This window comes from Microbulbifer maximicatervae (SeqCode) (assembly GCF_052467305.1).
In genome coordinates this window covers 1,275,889-1,294,397 of the sequence record NZ_CP174306.1, presented here as the reverse complement: position 1 = coordinate 1,294,397, position 18,509 = coordinate 1,275,889, and the positions used below count along the sequence as shown (strand labels likewise).

Genomic DNA, 18,509 nt, shown 5'->3' with positions numbered 1-18,509 from the left:
AATTGTCACAAACGACTGTTTAGAGATATGCATCTCCCAATCCAAGGGGCCATAACTGAGCCTGGGAGTTCCCCCAGTACCACCAAAGCACACTTGATAACAATACGAACTAAAAATAACAGCCAGTCAGCAAAGAATGTCTACACGGTCAAAATACGCCGCCCCAGCTATATACTTTTGTACGTCTTCATGGTGGAATTTCTGGCGGAAAAACAGGCAGCCGCACTCAGGAGGAGAAATAGGTGATCAAGGAAAGTAATATGCCCATTTTTCCCCTTTCACCATCTACTGCTACAACCTCGGATAGAGACTCAACCCAGGTCTATGAAGCCTTACGTAAAAGTGAGGAGCGCTACCGGGAGCTGGTGGAGCATGCAAACTCGATCATAATGCGATGCGATCAACACGGCCGTATCACATCCTTTAACGAGTACGCTCAACAATTATTTGGTTATACCGAAGCCGAGATTATTGGCAGGCATCTAATTGGTACGATTGTTCCCGCCAGCGAAACGAGCGGCCGTGACCTGCGGCAATTGATAGACCGTATTTGCCAGTTCCCAGAGGAGCACCGTTACAATATTAATGAAAACATTACAAAGTGCGGGAAGCGAGTATGGATCGCCTGGACCAATAAAATTATTTCAGATGAGAAGGGAGATCCTGCTGGAATTCTCAGTATTGGTTCGGATATCACTAAACAGCGGTTGCTGGAGGAAGAGCTTCGGCAAGCTCAAAAAATGCAAGCTATCGGTGAGCTTGCCGGCGGTATTGCCCACGACTTCAACAATATGATTCATGGAATCAATGGCTATGCTGAAGTTATTCGACAAATTTCCACCGATGCCAGAATCAACGAGTATACCAACCATATACTGACTACTGCCCGCCATGCCGCAGAGCTGACCAAACAGCTACTCACTTTTGCTCGCAAGGGAAATTATCAACTTAAGAGCTGCAATACCCACGAAATCATTCGCGATGTTTGTGCAATGCTAACCCGCACTATTGATCGCAGAATCGAGATTGGTCAGCAATTAGATGCAAATCGTCCACATATTGTGGGTGACCCTGCTCAACTCAAGAGCGCTTTGCTAAATATCGGAATCAATGCCAAGGATGCTATGCCCTCTGGTGGCTCCCTGAGCTTTGTCACAGCTAATATCACCATAGAAAAATCGGCTTCTATCGCCGATTTTGAGATCCAGCCAGGCCAGTACCTATTAATAACGATTACCGATAATGGCACCGGCATGTCTGACGAAGTGCGACGCCGTATCTTTGAACCATTTTTCACTACCAAGGAAAGTGGACGTGGTGCTGGACTGGGCCTTGCCGCAGTGCACGGCACCATTCATTTACATAAGGGCGCTATACAGTGTCAGAGCCGTGAGGGAATTGGCAGCAGCTTTAAGCTATACCTGCCAATTTCCAAGCCCCCAATCAAAAAGAGAACTTACCAGGCCAAGAAACTAGCTCGCGAGCGCAAATTGCGCATTATGGTTGTCGACGATGAGGCAATTGTCCGCACCTACTCTAAAGCCCTGTTCGAAATGAACGGCCATAGCGTCGTTACCTTTGCGACGGCGGAGCAGGCAATAACTTACTACCGAAAATATAGTGATGAAGTAGATTTGGTCCTGCTGGACATGATTATGCCCGGCATGGATGGGCAAGAATTGTTCGCTTTTCTAAAACGGATTAACCCCGAAGTAAAGGCTATTCTCTCCACCGGTTACAGCGTGGATAGTAAAGTTCAGGAAGTAATTTCTGATGGGGTGCTAGATTGCATCCAGAAACCATTTACATTCGAGCATCTCAGTAAAAAGATTGAAGAGATGATTGCCAGCGGAAAAATAACTCTCCCCAGGTAACAAAAAAATTCTATCTAAATCGCCGCAACTAGCCTAGCTGACAGCTACGTCACAGAGTTCAGATACCAATTAGTTAGCTAATGAAATGACCCCTATGATAATCGGTTGTAAAAAAGTGAAGTGATAAAGTAATCAGGATAAGGCTACACAAAAGCAGCTCAAGTGGAATTTCCCATTATTTTAGTGTTTGCAGACTCCCACAAACCAACATCAATCTATATGTCATTACTTTCCTGCTCGGTGCAATCTCGATAGTTTTGAAGCCGATACTTTATTAGTGGTATGTCACAATTTTGCCGCTACGGTCCCCTTCCCCACCAATCTTGTCAGCTTGGTGTGCTCGTCTCCTATTTCAGTGGACACAGTCTCCACGAAGCGTACCATGCCCGCTAAAATTGCTGCGTTATAGTGCTCTCCACTTGCCTCAAGCTCTTCAACAGCTGCGTTCATATCCTTGAGAGCCATGGATGCTTCCAGATCCCACTCCTGCAGCTTGGCGAGACTCGCCCTCGCAGATGCCACTTGCTGCTCATCCACCCCGTCTTGAGTCGCCGCAAGACTCTCTGCTCGAACGGCCTTTATCTCAGCATCGTACTTACGAATAGTAGCCAGGGAACGGCGAACAATACTGTTCAACTTGATAACTGTATCCCGCTCGAATGCAGCCTTAATGTCGTTGCTAGCCAGTGCCACTGAAGCGGGTGTTTTTGCAGGGTGGATAACGCTTTCAACATCCGGTGCCGACTCCTGTTCACCTACCCAGACCTTCTCGTTTTCGACTGGCTCTATGAGTGTGTGCGTAGCTAAAAACCCAAAAGCGATTATTCCGAACACTACCACTGCAATATATCGTTTGCTATTCATACGGTGAGTTACCTTTGGTGTGGCCGCCCCTTACGGAGCGGCACCTGATGGAGAGCGAGAATTTAGCTCATAGCGTAAAAATAGTTTACCTGCGAGCCCTTGATCTACTAATCAGGCTAAATGCTTCGACGTTGTTCATTAAATTCTGCGCGATCTGCTCGCCCATGACTTGGCCTGCAATATTGTCAAAGTCCCAGTGCACTCCGTTATAAATGCGGCTGAGGCCATTTTCCTGTTGAGCGGCGGTATAGGATTCAAAACGGACAGGTACCAAAGGCCTCGGTGTATCCGGCGTGAAAGGGTCGAAGCCTTCCCCATTGTATTCTTCCGATACAAAAGTAAAGGGTTGGTCTCCAAACATACTGCGCATAATCTCGAAGGTGGAAGCACCGAAGGTAGCATGACCCGATGGGTAGGAGGGGAACGGCGGTGTTGGCCTAATCGCAATGGTGGTATTGATGACTGACACCCCTACCGGCAACCATTGCTCATCCTGCAAGGTCGATGGGTTGTCGTCATCGATGCGAATACCGGTAACCGGTCTCCAGTAATTGTAATAGTATTTACTGTCCCACGCAGCGATACCAGAATCCGCCAGCCCCACATTGATCAAAGCAAAATACCGGGCCAGATCCAGCTCATTCTCGACTTTGTTATCCAGTGCTGCCTGCAGGGCGATAAGGTTATACAGTCTCGGGGGAATGCCCAATAACGGTACACCGTCATATCCCCAGTAATTCCCGATAAATCGTGTCTCTGCTGTGGATGTCGATGGGGTAATAGTATTGGCTGGGGACCCGCCGAGGGCCGCCACTTCCTCATAGGCTTCGGCATATTCCTCAGACGTAATTGTAGGCGGAATCGGACTGCGGAATTGATCACCTGAACTTAGTGAAAAAGGTGTCACACTGCCCCAATAGGCTCCGAGAGCCACGGAATCGTGGCCAACTGGATCCACGGGATCAGGCTGCCATTCTCCCGGTACCGTAGCACCCGTGTTGACCGATGTAGAGTGATAGGTGTCATCCCCATCCGCGACAGCGCCGCCCTCACCATAAGCGGGCTCCAAGTGGTCGGCCTTATCGTTGCTTCGCACCGCGAGCATGGCCGCAGCGGCGGCTTCGCCGATCACTTGGCCCTTGGCAATTCTTTCGGCACTATCTCTTGACTGGTCGAGGTCGGATTGCAGTAATTCCTGCAATCGCTCTGCCTGATCGGGGTAGAGTGCGCGCAAGGTTTCGTAAGCGGCGTAAGCGATAGCTGCATCTTTGGATGCATCTCTGGTGTCGAGCACACCGAGATCATTATAAGGTTGGTATTTATCGTCAAAGGCATTCAGAGCGTCAAACACAGCAGTTTGTACGATGGCGAATGCGCGACTGGACCGGGTAGGCCCCCCCTGGTAGAAATCCACTTCACCGGTATCAGGGTCGGGAGTATGATCGATAGCCGATGAGTCGAGCATCGTGTTAAACCAAAACACAACACGATCTCTAGGTCTATTAAGCTCACCAGACTTCCCCGATGTCCGCTCAAGCCGATCAAGTACACCTTTGGAAAGAGTTGATCGGCTGGTTTCTCCTAGATAAGCACTGGTTTGTCCCTTGGGCTGCTTACCCTTCGTCTTCTGAGCCTGTACAACATCCGTTGCCAGTAATAAGCCGGCTGCTAAAAAGCAGGCTGATGTTTTTAAAAAGATATGGTTCATTGTATTACGTCCTTAGATATTAAAGGGCGCGCTGAATCAGTACATCTATCAGTGGCCGTAAGTATGCTTTCGTAAATCGCATCAGGCTGTAGAAATCATGCCGAGTAATATTTCTCGCAAGTCTCTGCTTGCAAACTACAAACCTGCCCCCTATGTTGATCCCTACCGCTTCATATCGATTAATTTCATACATCCCTATAGACATGGCGCCGATAATAAAGAGAAGGCCAAACATCAAAATGGTTCTCTTATCAGGTAGTTATTTTTTAGATGCTGAGCCAAGCTGAATACGGCTCGCTCTCCCATTCCCTGCTACTAAGGGAGACAAATTTCTCAACAAATTGCGGACAATGGACCTGCATAAAAGTGCTAGATAAAGGTTTTTCAACCAGAGCGAATATAATTTTAAAATTAGCGATCAGACGCTGTTTCCCGCACCGAAAATTTACCCATCGGCAGCCTCTTCATCACTACGACTAAAAGTCTTTGATCTAACCTCGAACAATACTCCAGCCTTAAGCAAGCACATAAAAACGGATTGATTGACTACCGATGCTAGTTTGGATTTTTGTAAATTCATCTCTTTACCTGTTATTCAACCTTGTCCAATTTCCCCATTTAAAACAGGTTAGTATTACCTGGCGAGGCAAACCTCGAATATAATAATTATTACAAATCTATAGACCACGGTTTATCAACACGGTTCCTGACAATTATTTTCATAAATTTACACACCCATTAAATTCAAACCAGTGGAATTTCCCACCACAAGAAAAACTTAAACAACCAACTCCCAACCAAAAACCCAACACTAAAAAATATTAATAAATACGTAACTACAATTAACATCTAAACGCAAAAATCATAGTCAGCACAACAAAAACAAAGTCGTCATACGCAAGGCCCTGAGCATCCGAAATAATTAAATTGCCAGTAGATGACAATTCACAGACAGTGCTATGAGAAATATACTCTTGAGATCACACACATACAGAACCTATAGAAGCACCCTCCACTCTCACGCTATTGAGGCATTAAAATAATAAAATACATTACACATTCACTATGACCCAATGTAAACACCGCTTAAGGAATTAACAACTTTCTATGCAGACAGTTAGACTTTTAGATCAACACTTAGACTAGGCAAATAGTTTATTTTCCAGTTTCAGAAACTATTGCCCCTGAAATGCTCTATCTACTCAACTAAATTTTACTTGGAATGACAGACGATATAATCCAGCATTTAAATAACCAAGCCTAAAAAAGCAATTGCTATTACTTATTTATAGTTCCATAGCTAGACGGTATTATTCGATCGCAAATACCGATATGGAGATAAAACATCAGGCGTGCAAGCTAACTGTTGAGCCATTTTTGACCCAATAAAGCGGACATAGTGCAGAAATGGAGATTGATCATTGTTCGTGGAGCCATCCAATAACAACGCTTGATTATCTCAACCCAGGAGCAGAGAGCTGATTAGGAGTGGAGAAATATGCCTGTTCATCTAACAGGAGAGAGCGAGATTGGTGTATCACAAGAAGTAATACACCAGATAGGTTAATAAATCTTTCCGACTTCAGAAAACCATGCTCTTAGATTTAACCCAGTTCAATCACCTACCGAAAGGTAGGTGATTGAATTTGCTAGTTACTGACAGGAGCTCTCTTCCCAAAACTGCGGAGCAGCAGATGGAGACCACCAATTTGGTCCATAGGTTGAGACATAAACTTGGCCGCCGAAGGTCACTCTATCTCCAACCTGGTAACCGTTATCACCCGCGTAAGGCTGCTGGAACTCAGGGCAGGAAACTGCAGAGCTATCGTCTCCACTATTGCTATCAGAGCTATCATCGGAACCGTTATCAGAGCTATCGTCTGAACCACTATCGGAGCCATCACAGGTAGTTTCATTCCAGAATTGCGGCGCGGCACTCGGCGACCACCAGTTTGGCTCATGTGTAGATTCATAAGCAACATTGTCATAGATAACTACGTCGCCAATCGAGTAACCTGGATCACCGCCATACTGCTGCACAAACGCTTCACAGCTGGAATTGCCGGAATTTCCAGAATCGCCATTGTCTCCACTATTATCCGAACTATCATCACCGGAATTATTGTCGTCATCGGTAGAGTCATCATCCTGGTCTTGAATAAGCTCATATCCAATTTCAACATTTTCTAAACTGCTACCTTCTAACAAGTAGATACTGTTGATGCCATATAGAGGCTCAAAGCTGCTGCTACCATCATAATCACCGGCGCGGATGCTGCTCTGTTCCTGGTTAATCAGCTCAGCCAGATCGTGAGACCAGTTTTCAGCGATACCCTGTTCATCTGAGGCAATTTCCAGAACAGTAGAGTATGAGGAGTTCTCACCGGAGCTATCAAATACACGAGTGTAAACTTTATCGCCCACATTCAGGTCTTGAGTTGGGTTAATAGTGCCCCCGACACTCCAGTCAGTATTGACAACATTATCACCATCAAACTCGACATCGATAACGTTATAGAAGGCATTAACCGTATCACCTACATCCCACACAGCAAGAATTACATGGTAGCCTTCACGTTCCGGCACCTGACACTCGTGTGTTGTATTTACCGCAGGCTGCTCATAGTTGCCATCAACCTCGCAGAATGGATCCAGATCAAATTGGTCGCGGGTCAAAACCGCATTTGGATTCCAACCTTCTTTGGTAATGTAATATTTCCAGTCCCGGGTTACATGATTGGCCGTAAAGCGCCATTTAAAAGTTTGCCAACCGGAGCTAATATAATTCTTAACCCAGCGATCTGAGGATTGCTCATTTAATTCTGACCAAGAGCTATCTCCTGCACTGGCTATCTGCCCATCAGCAGGACCACTTTCAGGAAAACCTTCATTCCCTTCAATGCTTTGCGGTTCCCATTGAACAGCACCGCAGTTAACATTCATCTCTCCTGTATCGAGAGCATATTTACACAAGGTCCCACGAGCGGATGCAACACCACCATCAGCGGCCTCTACATAGCCGTGGCTAAGTGCATTTGAACTCATACCGGCCAATGCTATTGCCATCAGGGCGCTATTTAATACGGGTAGTTTAATTGCAGATGCTAGTTTGGTTTTTCGTAAAATCATATCTATGCCTGTTATTCAATTTCGTCCAACCTCCTTCCCCAGCTGAACCAGGTCCTTATCCTGAATACACATATTCGATGTGTAATGTTGGCGACAAGATTATGGACCGCTACTTAACAGCACGGTTCCTGACAATTATTGATATAAATTTACAAACCTCAGAAGATCACCAGCGCACCATTTTCCCTTAAAAATAATATTAAAGGGTATTTTTTTTCAAGGAAAAATAATCAATTAAAAAATAGGACGAAAAAACTACAACGATCCCTAAAATAGAGAACAGGCAAACCTTTAACAGGATGAGAAATTTCCAGACGATTTTTAACTTAATACAAGTTCCCATACTCATTAATTATCAATAGATGACACCCCTCTCTCACGAACAACCCCCTATTACAATTCAAAATAGATAAGCCTGACTGCCTTAAAACCATAAATCTCTCGATATTACCTACCCGCAAAAGTTGCCAGCAAGGCGGAAATTGGCAGCTACCCCAACCTACGAACACGTATTTCATCCTGAGAAAAAAACCTCTTTACAAATCAGAGAACTATCACTGTCACCGCTTTTTTTAAACTGTCACTGCAAGTGTTTTCCTGGCAACAAATACAACTGCAGACCAGTAAATTATTCCTATTAGTAAATTACCACTGGGATAAAAGACCTATATTCGCTCACCTCTGTCTACACTGGAAAAGAACCCGGATGATTTTGAGTTTCCCTAACCAATCATTTTCTTGTAGTCACCATTCGTAGTAGGAAAGGTAGGATCAGGGATGATGTTGTACTTGATTATCCGCAGGCTCGGCCTGTGTCTGTTATGTTCTTCTCTTTTGCTTCCAGCCTGGTCTTTGGCTGAAACGGCAACAAACCCGGATAAACGGTGGGCTGCAATTGTTGGAGCCGGCCCGGGATTTTCCAATCGTCGCAACGAGCTCACCCAATATCGCCTTGCCATATCCAAGGACCTGCCCTGGCAGTGGTCCCTTGCTGAAAAATGGACGCTCAAAACGCGACTGGAGACCAGTTACTTTGAATGGCACTCCAGCCTGGACGATAGCGATCCAGACGTCTCCAAACGGGGAGAGGATTTAGTTCACGGTATGTCAGTGAGTCCGGTATGGAGGCTTGAGTACCTACCCCAGTGGGACAAGCCTATCTTTCCCTACTTCGAGTTTTCCGTGGGGGCCAGTTACATTACTGAGTCCAATATTGTGAGTAAAAACACAAATCACACAACTCTGGGATGCCATTTCCAGTTTGAGGATCGAATTGGATTGGGCTCTGACTTTGGGAGTGAGCGCCGCTGGGGAGTCACAACTTACGCACTGCACTACTCAAATGCAGGAACCTGTTCTGAAAATTCCGGAGTGAATTTTTTTGAGCTGCGGTTGCACTATAACTTTTAAAGAAGAGGATTGAGCAGGCGCCGGCTTGATGTCAGCGCCTGCAGTCATTGGCGGGCCCTAGAGGATGATATGTGGCAGATAACGGCTCATATCCTGGGTAATCAGGTTTGAATCTTCCCGGATGGACATCCCCGCTGCCAGGTCATCAACGAGCCAGCTTCCCACCAGAGTATGGTTCTTTCCAAATTTGGGGAGAGGATGCAGAGCCTGATAGATAAACCCTTCTTGCCCATAGGGGCCATCGGACAGCAAAGTGGTATCCGCCCCTTTTACTACCGAAATATTCGCCCCTTCTCGTGAAAAGATTGGCTTCTTAACTAATTCCGGGAAATCCGCAGCCTTGTCCAGCTCATCCTCAAAAAAAGAGGGAAGCAGATTCGGGTGCTCTGGAAAAAGCTTCCACAACATTGGCAAAAGCGCCTTATTGGAAATAATCGCCTTCCAGGGCGGTTCCAACCAACGGACATTGCTTCCTGCCAACAGGGTCCCGAACTCCTCGCGGAGCATAAATTCCCATGGGTACAGCTTAAACATCCAGGTGATTACCTGATCATTCAAATCGGTAAACTGACCCGCTTCATCCCGGCCAATATCTTCGATAAAGACAAAATGATTATTGATCCCCGCTTCGTAGGCACAATCCTGTAAATATTGAACCGTGCCCCGGTCCTCTTCCGTATATTTACAGCAGGCGAAATGCAACTCCCTCCCCGGGGTCAGGAATTGTAAATCATGGAAGCGGTTAACCAGCTTTTCCTGCAGGCTATTGAACTGATCAGACTGTAGCGGCAGAGACCTGCGATCGACATTGTCCTGCAGCCACAACCACTGCCAGAAGCCGGTTTCATACAGAGAAGTGGGAGTATCAGCATTGTTCTCATAGAGCTTTGCCGGCCCCTGTCCGGAATAGGCAAAGTCCAGGCGAGAATAGAGACTGGGGTCGCCATTACGCCAGGATGTTCGCACAAAGTCCCAGTGCTGCTCGGGTATACAGAACCGCCTCAGCAACTCCTCATCCTCAAGCACACGGGCAACGACATCCAGGCACATCTGGTGAATTTCTTCGGTGGGATCTTCAATGTGCTTTTCTATCTGCTCCAAGGAGAATTGATAGTAGGCGCTTTCATCCCAGTAGGGTTCGCCATACATGGTATGGAAGTGAAACCCGAACTCCTGCGCTCGCTCTTGCCAACGCGGGCGCTCACCAATCGGCAACCTCAGCACAAATCAGCCTCCCCAGCCGCGCGAACCGCCACTGCTGGAGCGGCCTCCTCCCCAGTTGGATTTGGCCGATGCCACTGCACCAAAGCCTCCACGGGAAACAGTTTTGGTAACTTTAGGCTTAGGCGCCGTAGCGCTTTTATCCACCTTATAAGATGAGCGGCCATAGTTGCCAATGATACCGCCGTCAGCAGTCATCAGCTTGTCGCGGTAACGGGAACCTGAATAGCGGTAGACCGGATTGTAGTAGCCATAGTTATAGTGGCGATCCCTGTCGTTGAGCATGGAGCCAACCATAAAGCCCGCCATCAGAGGCATCCACACACCGCTACTGGTCTCTTGGCAGCTACCGAACTCAGCCTCACACTGAGAGAGACGGGAATACTTGGGCCCGGTGCGCTCCGCTTCCTCAACCGCGCGCTGATAAGCTGCTTCACATTGAGCTTCGTCCAGCTGGGTATTGGCCACACAGTCATCTACTGAAGAGACAACTTTAACTTCCTCATCTGAGGAGCAACCGACCAGGGCAGCCGCTACACCTAAGGCAAGTGGGCGCAGTAAAAAATTGGAGCCACCGCCCTTGCGCATCCTTGCCAGGTTAATATTCTTGGTACGCTTCATTACCACCCCCAATTAGTAGCTCATGCAAGCCGCATTCAATACGCCAACAGCGATTGTAGTTGCAGCCAACATAACACCGGCACTCACCTCTCCATCTTCGATACGCTCAACAATACGCGGCATAAACCCAAAGCGGATAATGGCAAAAGCAATTAACTGGGCGATCAATGCAACCAGGGCCCAGATGGCGAAATCGACAATAGAAATAGAGTTACTGGCAGCACCACCAACGGCAATTGCAAACCCCAAAACAGCACCACCAAAACCAATAGCGGCAGCCGTATTCTTATCTTCGCGGATCAACTTCCACTCATCGTGAGGCGTCACCAGTGCGTATAAAAATTTAAACGCGATCAAAAGTACCAGCGACAGGCCGAAGTAGGCCGCAAAATGCAAGATACCAGTCAGTAAATCATAAGGCTGGTCCATTAAATATCTCCTTATTATCCGTGTATTGTTATTTGCGAGGGGGTCAGAGTAATGCCGGTGCTAATCACCAGGCTGCGGCTTAAGTAGCCTGCATCTTCTTCTTTCTCTTCAGCTGAGAGAAAAAGGGATTCGGTTTGCTGATCAGACAATTCGCGTTCGAAAAGCATGGTAAATTGATCCGTTACTGAATAATCACCATCTTCATCGTAAGTCTTCTCGGCCATATGCACTGGGTTATGGTAGTCCCCTGCTGCGGTCCATACACGGCTATAAGAGCGATCCTGCAGGTGATAACTGGGTGCGCCAATATCACTCTTTAACAATTTATTCCAAGCCTGCTCCGAACCGACATCCAGTGTGTCGTAAAAATGGAACAGCTTTACATCGACAACATGCTCATCCCGCTGACCGCCCTCAGCAATCACTTGCAGCCAGGCATCATCATCAGTGTAAAAGCGATAAATCCAGGTACCATCTAGTTCGACAACACCAGCTGCTTTAATAATCTGGGTCGGTGAACAGGATTCAATGGTCAGTTCATCGAGTATCAGACGAATGGCCAAAGGGTCCAGCTCAAAACTCGCCCCCATTCGCAAGCCCATAATTTCTGGAGTCTTGACCTTTGGAGCGTCCTTTCCCTTTATTTTATTTATCAGTTTGGTAAACATGTACCAACACCTTCTTCATTACTTTTTATATCGAAACAGCTTTTTTCATCGAGCCGCTTTGCAGAGATATAATACAGCATGTCGCCCTCGGTGACCTGATCGGTAAGCCCCGGGTTCACGTCAATTTTAACCACACCCTTTCTACGTACCGCAATTAAGGTCGCGGAGAGATCCCGCTTAAAATGGTCAAATAATTCACCGACAGGAAGAGGCTTCTCACCCCGATATTCAACGCTGTATTGGGTCATGCCGTAAGTGCTATCGAGCAACTGTCGGTGCAACCTTGCGGAACCGGGGTCAAGCGAGGATTTTGCCAACATCTCTACAGCGACAGAGGGAATACATTCAATATTGGGACAGTGGGCACGGAGCAATTCACCCACATTTTCATCTTGAAAATAAGCCGTTTTATGGCTGTTCGGGCTGAGCTTGTCGCAGAATAAGGCGGTTGTAAGGGTTACATCATCCAGAGGGTTGTCGATAATAATTCGAGCGGCATCGGCCAACCCTGCCCTCTGCATACTTTCCCCGTGGGAAAACGATTCAACCCGGACAAAATCAATCTTACCCGGCATCGGATTTTCGATATCGGCTTCAACACAGAGGACAATCTCTGCTGCGCTACCATTTGTTTTGGAGAGTAGCAACTCAATCAAGCGGAGCGTTCTGGTACCGTTCCAGCCGATAATTACTGTGTGATCAATATGGTTTGTCATACGCAAGCCCTTCTTGCCGCGATGCACAAATTCTGAAACCGCAAAGCCAATTCTTGTGACCACCATGGCAAACAGGCTGAGGCCCACTGGGATCACCCAAGCGGCAACTACGACTTTACCCTCAGGGGTTACCGGGGAGAAATCGCCGTATCCTACTGTCGATGCGGTAACGACTAACCAGTAAAAGAAATTCTCGCCCGCGACAATATCAGTTTCACCGGCAATTTTGAGCAGCCAATAGGAGATGAAAACATAGCTGCCTACAGCTATGAGAATTGTGGTTACATTGGCCCGAATGAAAAGCGACGCCAGAAGGCGTCGCACTCGATAAAGCAGCACTGTGTTAAGCCTTTTCGCGGCCCGCTAACAGTTGAGCCAACTTATCGCTGCCACTTTTCTGACCACCGGGCTTGATGCCCGCCGCTTTCAGCTTGGCATCCAGGCTGGAACCGGTTTCCTCTGAAGCCAGCTCTTCCGCAGCTTCAAGCTCAGCAGCACGCTGCTCCTGCTTGTTTTTGATGCGATCCAGGCTGTCCAGCGCTGTTTTGATCTTGCTGTTCGCACCCATGTGGCGGGAAGAAACCGCTACCTGTGCTTTTTGAACAGACTCAGTCGCTTTGATCTGGTCAATCTGCTGCTCCATACGGCGCACATTGGTTTTTGCCTGGGTAATGTTACCTTTCAGGGTGCTCTCTGAACTCAGGAATCCGTCCAGGATGCTGCGCTCAGTTTCCAGCTGGCTTTCCAGCTCGGTAACACGCTCTGCACACTCAAGAGCGAGTTCGTTATCGCCCTTTTCACTCGCGTTGATTGCGTGAGTGCTATAGGTTTCAACGTCGGCTTGCAGCGCTTGGACCTTACTCTCAGTAAGTTTGCGCTTCGCCATGATTTTGGTCAGGTTTTCATCGCAAGCTTTCAATTCTTCCTTCGCCTCGCGCAATTCTTGGTCAAGAATACGAATCGATTGGCTATCCGCTACTGCTTCTGTTCCTTCGTTAACTGCGCCTTTCAAAGCAGTCCAGATTCTCTTAAGGCTCATGCTACACCCTCCGTTTCAAAATGATCGGCAAATAAATCCAGGAAGTCACCCACATTGGAAAACAGGGTCTCAACCTCCTCGATAACAACTTCGTCCTTGCTGGACACCGACAGAGCACCGAAAGCGACGTAGTAGTTCTCACCACCAATATTCTTGATCGCAATGGCTGTCAGGGGCACCAGCTGATGTGTTTGCAGAACCATTTCATTGAGCGCTGCCACATCATCTACCTGGCTCACGGGAAACAGAATGCTCTCTACAACTATCTGCTTCTCGCCAACATAGACAAACGCATCGACGCCTTCATCGTTGGAAATACTGAGGCAATCCCCCTCAGATTCGACCACCCATCCGGAGTGGTTTTCCGCCAATTGGCGCAGGTTCTCATTGTTCCAGGTCATCTCAACTCCCTCGCTGTGGAATATTGGTCACAAATATAGCACCAAAAAATCTGCGGTCAATAACTTATTACAAACTAATGTTGCAAATAATACACACAAAGATAATATTTACCACATTGGTGATAGTGAATAGGACGGAGTAGAGCCCATGGACCACAAGCAAAGCCTGAGCAACCAGCAAGCACTGACCCCTTACAAGCAGGCAATTGCTCGCTATGTGCGCGCATCAATGGCACTAAAGGGCATGCGTTACGGGGATCTCGCCCAAGCACTGGCCGAGAGAGGAATTTCAATGACACCGGAAAACCTGCGCAGCAAAGTCAGCAAGTGCATGTTTTCAGCAGATCTGCTGGCAGCCATCATCGATGCCATGTCGGTGGAGGACAGCGCCATGCTTGAAATCCTCAAACAGGCCCGTGAGCTGCAAGATCGAGGACTCTATGCCGAGCAGGAGAAAAGCTAACACGCCATCTCCTTGGACACCAGTACACGCGATCACACTTTGACTCCGTCGTCAGTAATCAAGCTTACCCGCTGAAAAACCGGGGTATCCACGACTCACCTGCACAGCTCCTTTACAGGTGAGTTAGTAGTGATGCAATTTGACGACCGGCTCACCATTACCGCACTTTCCGACAACCTCAGGCTCTGAGAGCTTGGCCCCCGCAGGAATAATCTTATTCGTTGGCCACCAAACAAAGCAGGCATACCTGAAATTGACTGCCCAGTTACAGTAGAGGCGTCCGTTCTCTTCCTCATAGAACCGCGCCTGGCAGAAACTTAAAGTGGGACTTCGCACCCCTTGAACCTGCTGGGGATCAGCCAAAGAAACTTGCACTCCGGCAATTGCAACCACAGAGAGGGAGAGAATCAGCAACCAGGATTTCATAGATCTACTCTGGAAGTTTGCTCAAATCTCCTTGAAGACTAGCAGCTGCGGCGTAACTTTCATCTCTGAGCCCTAAGCAGCGGCACTAACCGTCAGGAATAGCAGCTTCAGATACAGGCACTTTTTCCTGCTGAAGGATCGTCAATAACTGCTCGATGCAGCCCTGCCGGTCTTTTCGCCAGTTAATATACGGCAGGGGAAAGACCGGAATGCCCGCCCGATACAATGCCTTGTAGACCTTTACACTAAAGTAAGACTCGTAGTCGCCGGGATACCCAATCAGGTCAATACCGATAAAACGCCCGCTCACAGCACAAACCACATCTACAATCTGCCCAGCCACAGGAAAGCCTACCCAATGGGGAATTTCGTGCTGGGTTAATAAATGGCTAACTTCGCTCGCAAAACGACATACGATTTCATCACCCTGCAAATGACTGCCAACGGAGTGTGGAAACTCAACATATTGACGCAAGAGATGATCCGTAGGGAGAGCTTGGGGCTCAATCGACAATGCAACCAACTGCTTTTCTTTTGCCCTGGTAATTGCGACATTAAACACATCCGCCCGGTTTAAGTAGCTGGCTGCCCGCAACGATTGATTATCAATAGCCATGGAGATAAGCATTAAATCTCGCTCCTCTCCTTGAAAACCATAGGGCGTGGCAACGCGTACAGAAAAACTCTGTAACTTCTGAGAGGAGAAAACCTTAATCAACTCCCCTTCCAAATAATCGGCCTGATCCCGATAGGGAGACGAAACACCGACCGACGGCCGAATTGCAGCATCGGCATAGCGCTCGAAATGCGCTTTCAATTGCGCAATAACCCAGTCGCGCTCTACGGTGTTTCTCCCATTTTTCCTCCGGCGCCCTGGCAGTTGATAAAATTCTAGCGCCGACTCTGGTAATGGTTTGGGCCTGGCCCTCATAACTTTCAAGCGGCCGGAGTAAAAAGCATGGTTACTGAATGCGATCAGCTCTGGATGGCTGCGAAAGTGCTCATCCAGCATCACAACAGCTTGTTGAGTGGGAATCACGTCTGAAGCCAAATCCAAAAGTGATTGATCCCTATAGCTCAGTTTTGGCGGCACCCCGGCATCTTTTACCACTCCCTGCCAGATACTTTGCTGCCGGTTGCGGGAAAGAAATGAAACATGCCGCAGTTGCTTACTGTCACCGACGATCACTGCCCGCTCAGCTCGAAACAGAGCCGGCAGTGAACTCGCAATATCACACTGGGTTGCTTCATCAAAGACTACCAAATCGAACATGGCGGGCGATAACGGCAGCACTTCATTGAGTTCATCTGCCTCCACCAGCCATATGGGGAACGCCTGCATTACCACCCGCATATCAGTTTGGGCAAAGCGCTCCGCCTGTACTTTTGAAGTTCGAGATCGCAAGGCTTGATTGAATTGGCTCAGGGTACCTCGATTCTTTTCCAGCAGTCTGTGCAATGTATCGCGGCGATAAGTATTCAAATACTGACTTGCCAGGCTTTCAAAGTTGCGCCGACAATCATCAATCGCACCTTGTGATTGCCACAGACTTTTAACACTCAATCGATTTGCAAAGAAGCTCCAGGCATGTCGTGCTACCCACTGAGCAAACCGACCTACACTAACAGCCCGCGCCAATCCCAGCTCTTTGGAGAAGCGCTTCTCCAAGCCCCTCAAGGCTCGATAAGCCCTCTTCAGTTCCCTCTTCACCTGGGCAGGCTTTCTCTCTGGAAGTTCCACCCCCTCTTTCAGCAGCCTATCCAGATGAGCTTTCAAGCTGGGGATAAAACCCCGCTCCTCTCGATGTACATACCCCTGAGTCAGCCCGTACTCATCTCGCAACTTATCCCGCACCACATCCAGTGCTTGCTGGTTTTTCGATACCACCAAAACACTTTCACCATGCAGCACTCGATCGAGAACCATAGCGGCGATTGTAAAACTCTTTCCCGTGCCGGGCGGACCTGAAACAAGACTAAGAGGAAAGCGAGCCGCATTTTCAAGTGCCCTCTCCTGAGCCCCACTCAACAGACCCGGCAGCATATCCGGCTCACACGCTTTCTGTGCAGTTTCCCAGTGGCGCTCTCCCAGTAATGCCTGTAACGGAGGAGATAATTTTTTTTCCCTGCCTAAAAGTTGTAATTCGTGCAGTACTCCACGAGAGCCCCTCGATCTATCCGCAAGAATTACCGCACCCGCCGAGACCAAGGACAACTGAGCACCCTTCGATGCACTTTCAACAGCTGCCTTACCACTCAAGTTAGGCCAGCGCCCCAATTCCTCTACATTTTCCAAAATAGTGTAATAGGTTAGCCAGCGACCGACGTCAGCCAGCTGTGTCGAAGAAAGCGGCGAAGCAAGCACTGGGAAACTATCTGTTATTGAGGACTCAACATCAGGTTTAAGTAGTTGACGTAAAACAGGGAGATTAACGTGAATGTTTGCAGGGTTGATCTCTACAAAACAATCCTCATCAAAATGTAGCTTGGCGGGAAAATAAAGTAGTGGTGCACAGAACTTGCGTTTTGCACTTAGTCCAGATTGGAGAGCATAGTTACCACAAATAAACAGGCAACCATAAATCAGCCGCCGCTCCTTTCGGTAAGCATCCACTTGTTCCAGGAGTTTTACTCCCGCAGTAGCGGAGACAGGTACACGTGGTAACTCATCAGCTCCCAAATAGTCCCGCTCATCTAAGAACAGACGCCGATTCGATTTGAGATTTAGAATATTGTTGAGGGAGAGGTCGTAACTGTCAGCTTGATAGCAGCGCCGAAAGTATTCGATTAACTTCTTGGGGTGGTGCTGCATTGCAAATAACTCCTGGGGGACAACAAAATTCTAACGGATGCCGGAACCTTGTTATACCCCCCGGAGATTACTTGTCCTCAGCCATCCGCCATTAGCGATTGATATTTGCGGCGCTCGCCCACACTCAGCTGAAGGTCATACTTATCTACGATTGCCATAAACCGCTTGAGGTAAACTTGCTTGACCGGTCCATAGGGCGGCATCCACTTGTCCGGCCCTTTGTGGCCTTTACTTTGGTTACGACCGTCATCAACCAGCCATAAATTCTCGATGTCCTCAGCAAACCGCTGCTTTCGCTTGCGCGTCCAATCGGCTCCCCCGTGATCGTGCGCCCACTTCAGCGGCACAATATGTTCCACATCAAGATCTGAAGCTTTTACAAAGAAGCCGCCTGTGTAGGGATCCAGCCACAAACCGGTGTCTACTTTGCAGTGATTGGAGCGGGTATAGGTTACCGGGGACAGTGAATAGCGAATTAACAACTCATGGCGGGTATCCTGGCAATCCCGATCGGAATCAGACCACTTGGGCAGCCACTCCGTCCGATCATAGGACGCTGCAAAAGCGGAAAAACTGAAGGAGAAAACTACAGCAATGGAAAAAAGCTTAGAAACTGACCGAACGCTCATACATCAACTACCAATCAAACCAGAGCGCTAGGTTACAAGAAAGTGTGTACCAATTGTATGCGGCAGTTCAAATCAATAATAAATGGTTCAAACGTTATA

16 protein-coding genes are annotated in these 18,509 nt (G+C 47.9%); 3 read left to right on the top strand and 13 right to left on the bottom strand.

From position 1 onward, the window contains the following. Positions 1 to 242 precede the first annotated feature (242 nt). Positions 243 to 1,874 carry a hybrid sensor histidine kinase/response regulator gene (locus ACJJI4_RS06015; protein ID WP_444927401.1) on the top strand — a complete coding sequence of 544 codons (1,632 nt, stop codon included), beginning with the start codon at positions 243 to 245 and terminating at the stop codon, positions 1,872 to 1,874. 285 nt (positions 1,875 to 2,159) lie between these two features. On the opposite strand, the gene ACJJI4_RS06010 is transcribed toward ACJJI4_RS06015, so the two are convergent. The 3 genes from ACJJI4_RS06010 to ACJJI4_RS06000 form a co-directional block, all read right to left on the bottom strand. Continuing rightward, complete coding sequence (locus ACJJI4_RS06010) at positions 2,160 to 2,738, bottom strand: hypothetical protein (protein WP_444927400.1); 579 nt, start codon at positions 2,736 to 2,738, stop codon at positions 2,160 to 2,162. Between the two features lie 85 nt (positions 2,739 to 2,823). After that, positions 2,824 to 4,446: a vanadium-dependent haloperoxidase gene (locus tag ACJJI4_RS06005; RefSeq protein WP_444927399.1), complete on the bottom strand. Its 1,623-nt coding sequence runs from the start codon at positions 4,444 to 4,446 to the stop codon at positions 2,824 to 2,826. Positions 4,447 to 6,099: 1,653 nt separating this feature from the next. Beyond that, positions 6,100 to 7,575 (bottom strand): lytic polysaccharide monooxygenase, encoded by a 1,476-nt coding sequence (locus ACJJI4_RS06000; RefSeq protein WP_444916707.1) that lies wholly within the window; start codon positions 7,573 to 7,575, stop codon positions 6,100 to 6,102. Positions 7,576 to 8,352: 777 nt separating this feature from the next. On the opposite strand from ACJJI4_RS06000, the gene ACJJI4_RS05995 reads away from it, so the two are divergent. After that, complete coding sequence (locus ACJJI4_RS05995; RefSeq protein WP_444927398.1) at positions 8,353 to 8,985, top strand: acyloxyacyl hydrolase; 633 nt, start codon at positions 8,353 to 8,355, stop codon at positions 8,983 to 8,985. 57 nt (positions 8,986 to 9,042) lie between these two features. Here ACJJI4_RS05995 and ACJJI4_RS05990 read toward each other — a convergent pair whose 3' ends face one another. Genes ACJJI4_RS05990 through ACJJI4_RS05960 form a run of 7 tightly spaced genes read right to left on the bottom strand, consistent with a single transcriptional unit; the run spans position 9,043 to position 14,080 of the window. Continuing rightward, positions 9,043 to 10,209 carry a glutathionylspermidine synthase family protein gene (locus ACJJI4_RS05990; protein ID WP_444927397.1) on the bottom strand — a complete coding sequence of 389 codons (1,167 nt, stop codon included), beginning with the start codon at positions 10,207 to 10,209 and terminating at the stop codon, positions 9,043 to 9,045. A 3-nt stretch (positions 10,210 to 10,212) separates the two neighbouring features. Next, positions 10,213 to 10,827: a DUF1190 domain-containing protein gene (locus ACJJI4_RS05985; RefSeq protein ID WP_444927396.1), complete on the bottom strand. Its 615-nt coding sequence runs from the start codon at positions 10,825 to 10,827 to the stop codon at positions 10,213 to 10,215. 12 nt (positions 10,828 to 10,839) lie between these two features. Then, on the bottom strand, positions 10,840 to 11,256 hold the full coding sequence (locus tag ACJJI4_RS05980; protein ID WP_282933398.1) for a DUF350 domain-containing protein: 417 nt from the start codon (positions 11,254 to 11,256) through the stop codon (positions 10,840 to 10,842). Between the two features lie 14 nt (positions 11,257 to 11,270). Next, positions 11,271 to 11,924, bottom strand: a complete 654-nt coding sequence (locus ACJJI4_RS05975) for a YjfK family protein (RefSeq protein WP_413665198.1) — start codon at positions 11,922 to 11,924, stop codon at positions 11,271 to 11,273. Beyond that, entirely contained in the window at positions 11,909 to 12,979 is a 1,071-nt protein-coding gene (locus ACJJI4_RS05970) for a potassium channel family protein (protein ID WP_444927395.1), read from the bottom strand. Before ACJJI4_RS05970 ends, ACJJI4_RS05975 begins: the two co-directional genes overlap by 16 nt. A 4-nt stretch (positions 12,980 to 12,983) precedes the next feature. Beyond that, the gene (locus ACJJI4_RS05965; protein ID WP_282933401.1) at positions 12,984 to 13,679 is read right to left on the bottom strand and encodes a PspA/IM30 family protein; all 696 of its coding nucleotides are present in this window, start codon (positions 13,677 to 13,679) and stop codon (positions 12,984 to 12,986) included. Further along, positions 13,676 to 14,080, bottom strand: a complete 405-nt coding sequence (locus ACJJI4_RS05960) for a DUF2170 family protein (protein ID WP_108732689.1) — start codon at positions 14,078 to 14,080, stop codon at positions 13,676 to 13,678. Before ACJJI4_RS05960 ends, ACJJI4_RS05965 begins: the two co-directional genes overlap by 4 nt. 148 nt (positions 14,081 to 14,228) lie before the next feature. Between ACJJI4_RS05960 and ACJJI4_RS05955 the strand changes: the two genes are divergently transcribed. Next, positions 14,229 to 14,543 (top strand): DUF6471 domain-containing protein, encoded by a 315-nt coding sequence (locus ACJJI4_RS05955; protein ID WP_108732688.1) that lies wholly within the window; start codon positions 14,229 to 14,231, stop codon positions 14,541 to 14,543. A gap of 123 nt (positions 14,544 to 14,666) precedes the next feature. Here ACJJI4_RS05955 and ACJJI4_RS05950 read toward each other — a convergent pair whose 3' ends face one another. The 3 genes from ACJJI4_RS05950 to ACJJI4_RS05940 all read right to left on the bottom strand — a co-directional run bounded on the left by ACJJI4_RS05950 (position 14,667) and on the right by ACJJI4_RS05940 (position 18,410). Continuing rightward, positions 14,667 to 14,969: a hypothetical protein gene (locus ACJJI4_RS05950; RefSeq protein ID WP_444927394.1), complete on the bottom strand. Its 303-nt coding sequence runs from the start codon at positions 14,967 to 14,969 to the stop codon at positions 14,667 to 14,669. Between the two features lie 85 nt (positions 14,970 to 15,054). Continuing rightward, positions 15,055 to 17,781 (bottom strand): DEAD/DEAH box helicase, encoded by a 2,727-nt coding sequence (locus ACJJI4_RS05945; RefSeq protein WP_444927393.1) that lies wholly within the window; start codon positions 17,779 to 17,781, stop codon positions 15,055 to 15,057. Positions 17,782 to 17,858: 77 nt separating this feature from the next. Then, positions 17,859 to 18,410 (bottom strand): GmrSD restriction endonuclease domain-containing protein, encoded by a 552-nt coding sequence (locus ACJJI4_RS05940; protein ID WP_444927392.1) that lies wholly within the window; start codon positions 18,408 to 18,410, stop codon positions 17,859 to 17,861. Between the last annotated feature and the right edge of the window lie 99 nt (positions 18,411 to 18,509).

Coding starts and splice junctions, on each gene's coding strand:
- ACJJI4_RS06010 (WP_444927400.1), bottom strand. CDS start 2,738: ATGAATAGCAAACGATATATTGCAGTGGTAGTGTTCGGAATAATCGCT.
- ACJJI4_RS06005 (WP_444927399.1), bottom strand. CDS start 4,446: ATGAACCATATCTTTTTAAAAACATCAGCCTGCTTTTTAGCAGCCGGC.
- ACJJI4_RS06000 (WP_444916707.1), bottom strand. CDS start 7,575: ATGATTTTACGAAAAACCAAACTAGCATCTGCAATTAAACTACCCGTA.
- ACJJI4_RS05995 (WP_444927398.1), top strand. CDS start 8,353: ATGATGTTGTACTTGATTATCCGCAGGCTCGGCCTGTGTCTGTTATGT.
- ACJJI4_RS05985 (WP_444927396.1), bottom strand. CDS start 10,827: ATGAAGCGTACCAAGAATATTAACCTGGCAAGGATGCGCAAGGGCGGT.
- ACJJI4_RS05980 (WP_282933398.1), bottom strand. CDS start 11,256: ATGGACCAGCCTTATGATTTACTGACTGGTATCTTGCATTTTGCGGCC.
- ACJJI4_RS05975 (WP_413665198.1), bottom strand. CDS start 11,924: ATGTTTACCAAACTGATAAATAAAATAAAGGGAAAGGACGCTCCAAAG.
- ACJJI4_RS05965 (WP_282933401.1), bottom strand. CDS start 13,679: ATGAGCCTTAAGAGAATCTGGACTGCTTTGAAAGGCGCAGTTAACGAA.
- ACJJI4_RS05960 (WP_108732689.1), bottom strand. CDS start 14,080: ATGACCTGGAACAATGAGAACCTGCGCCAATTGGCGGAAAACCACTCC.
- ACJJI4_RS05955 (WP_108732688.1), top strand. CDS start 14,229: ATGGACCACAAGCAAAGCCTGAGCAACCAGCAAGCACTGACCCCTTAC.
- ACJJI4_RS05950 (WP_444927394.1), bottom strand. CDS start 14,969: ATGAAATCCTGGTTGCTGATTCTCTCCCTCTCTGTGGTTGCAATTGCC.
- ACJJI4_RS05945 (WP_444927393.1), bottom strand. CDS start 17,781: ATGCAGCACCACCCCAAGAAGTTAATCGAATACTTTCGGCGCTGCTAT.
- ACJJI4_RS05940 (WP_444927392.1), bottom strand. CDS start 18,410: ATGAGCGTTCGGTCAGTTTCTAAGCTTTTTTCCATTGCTGTAGTTTTC.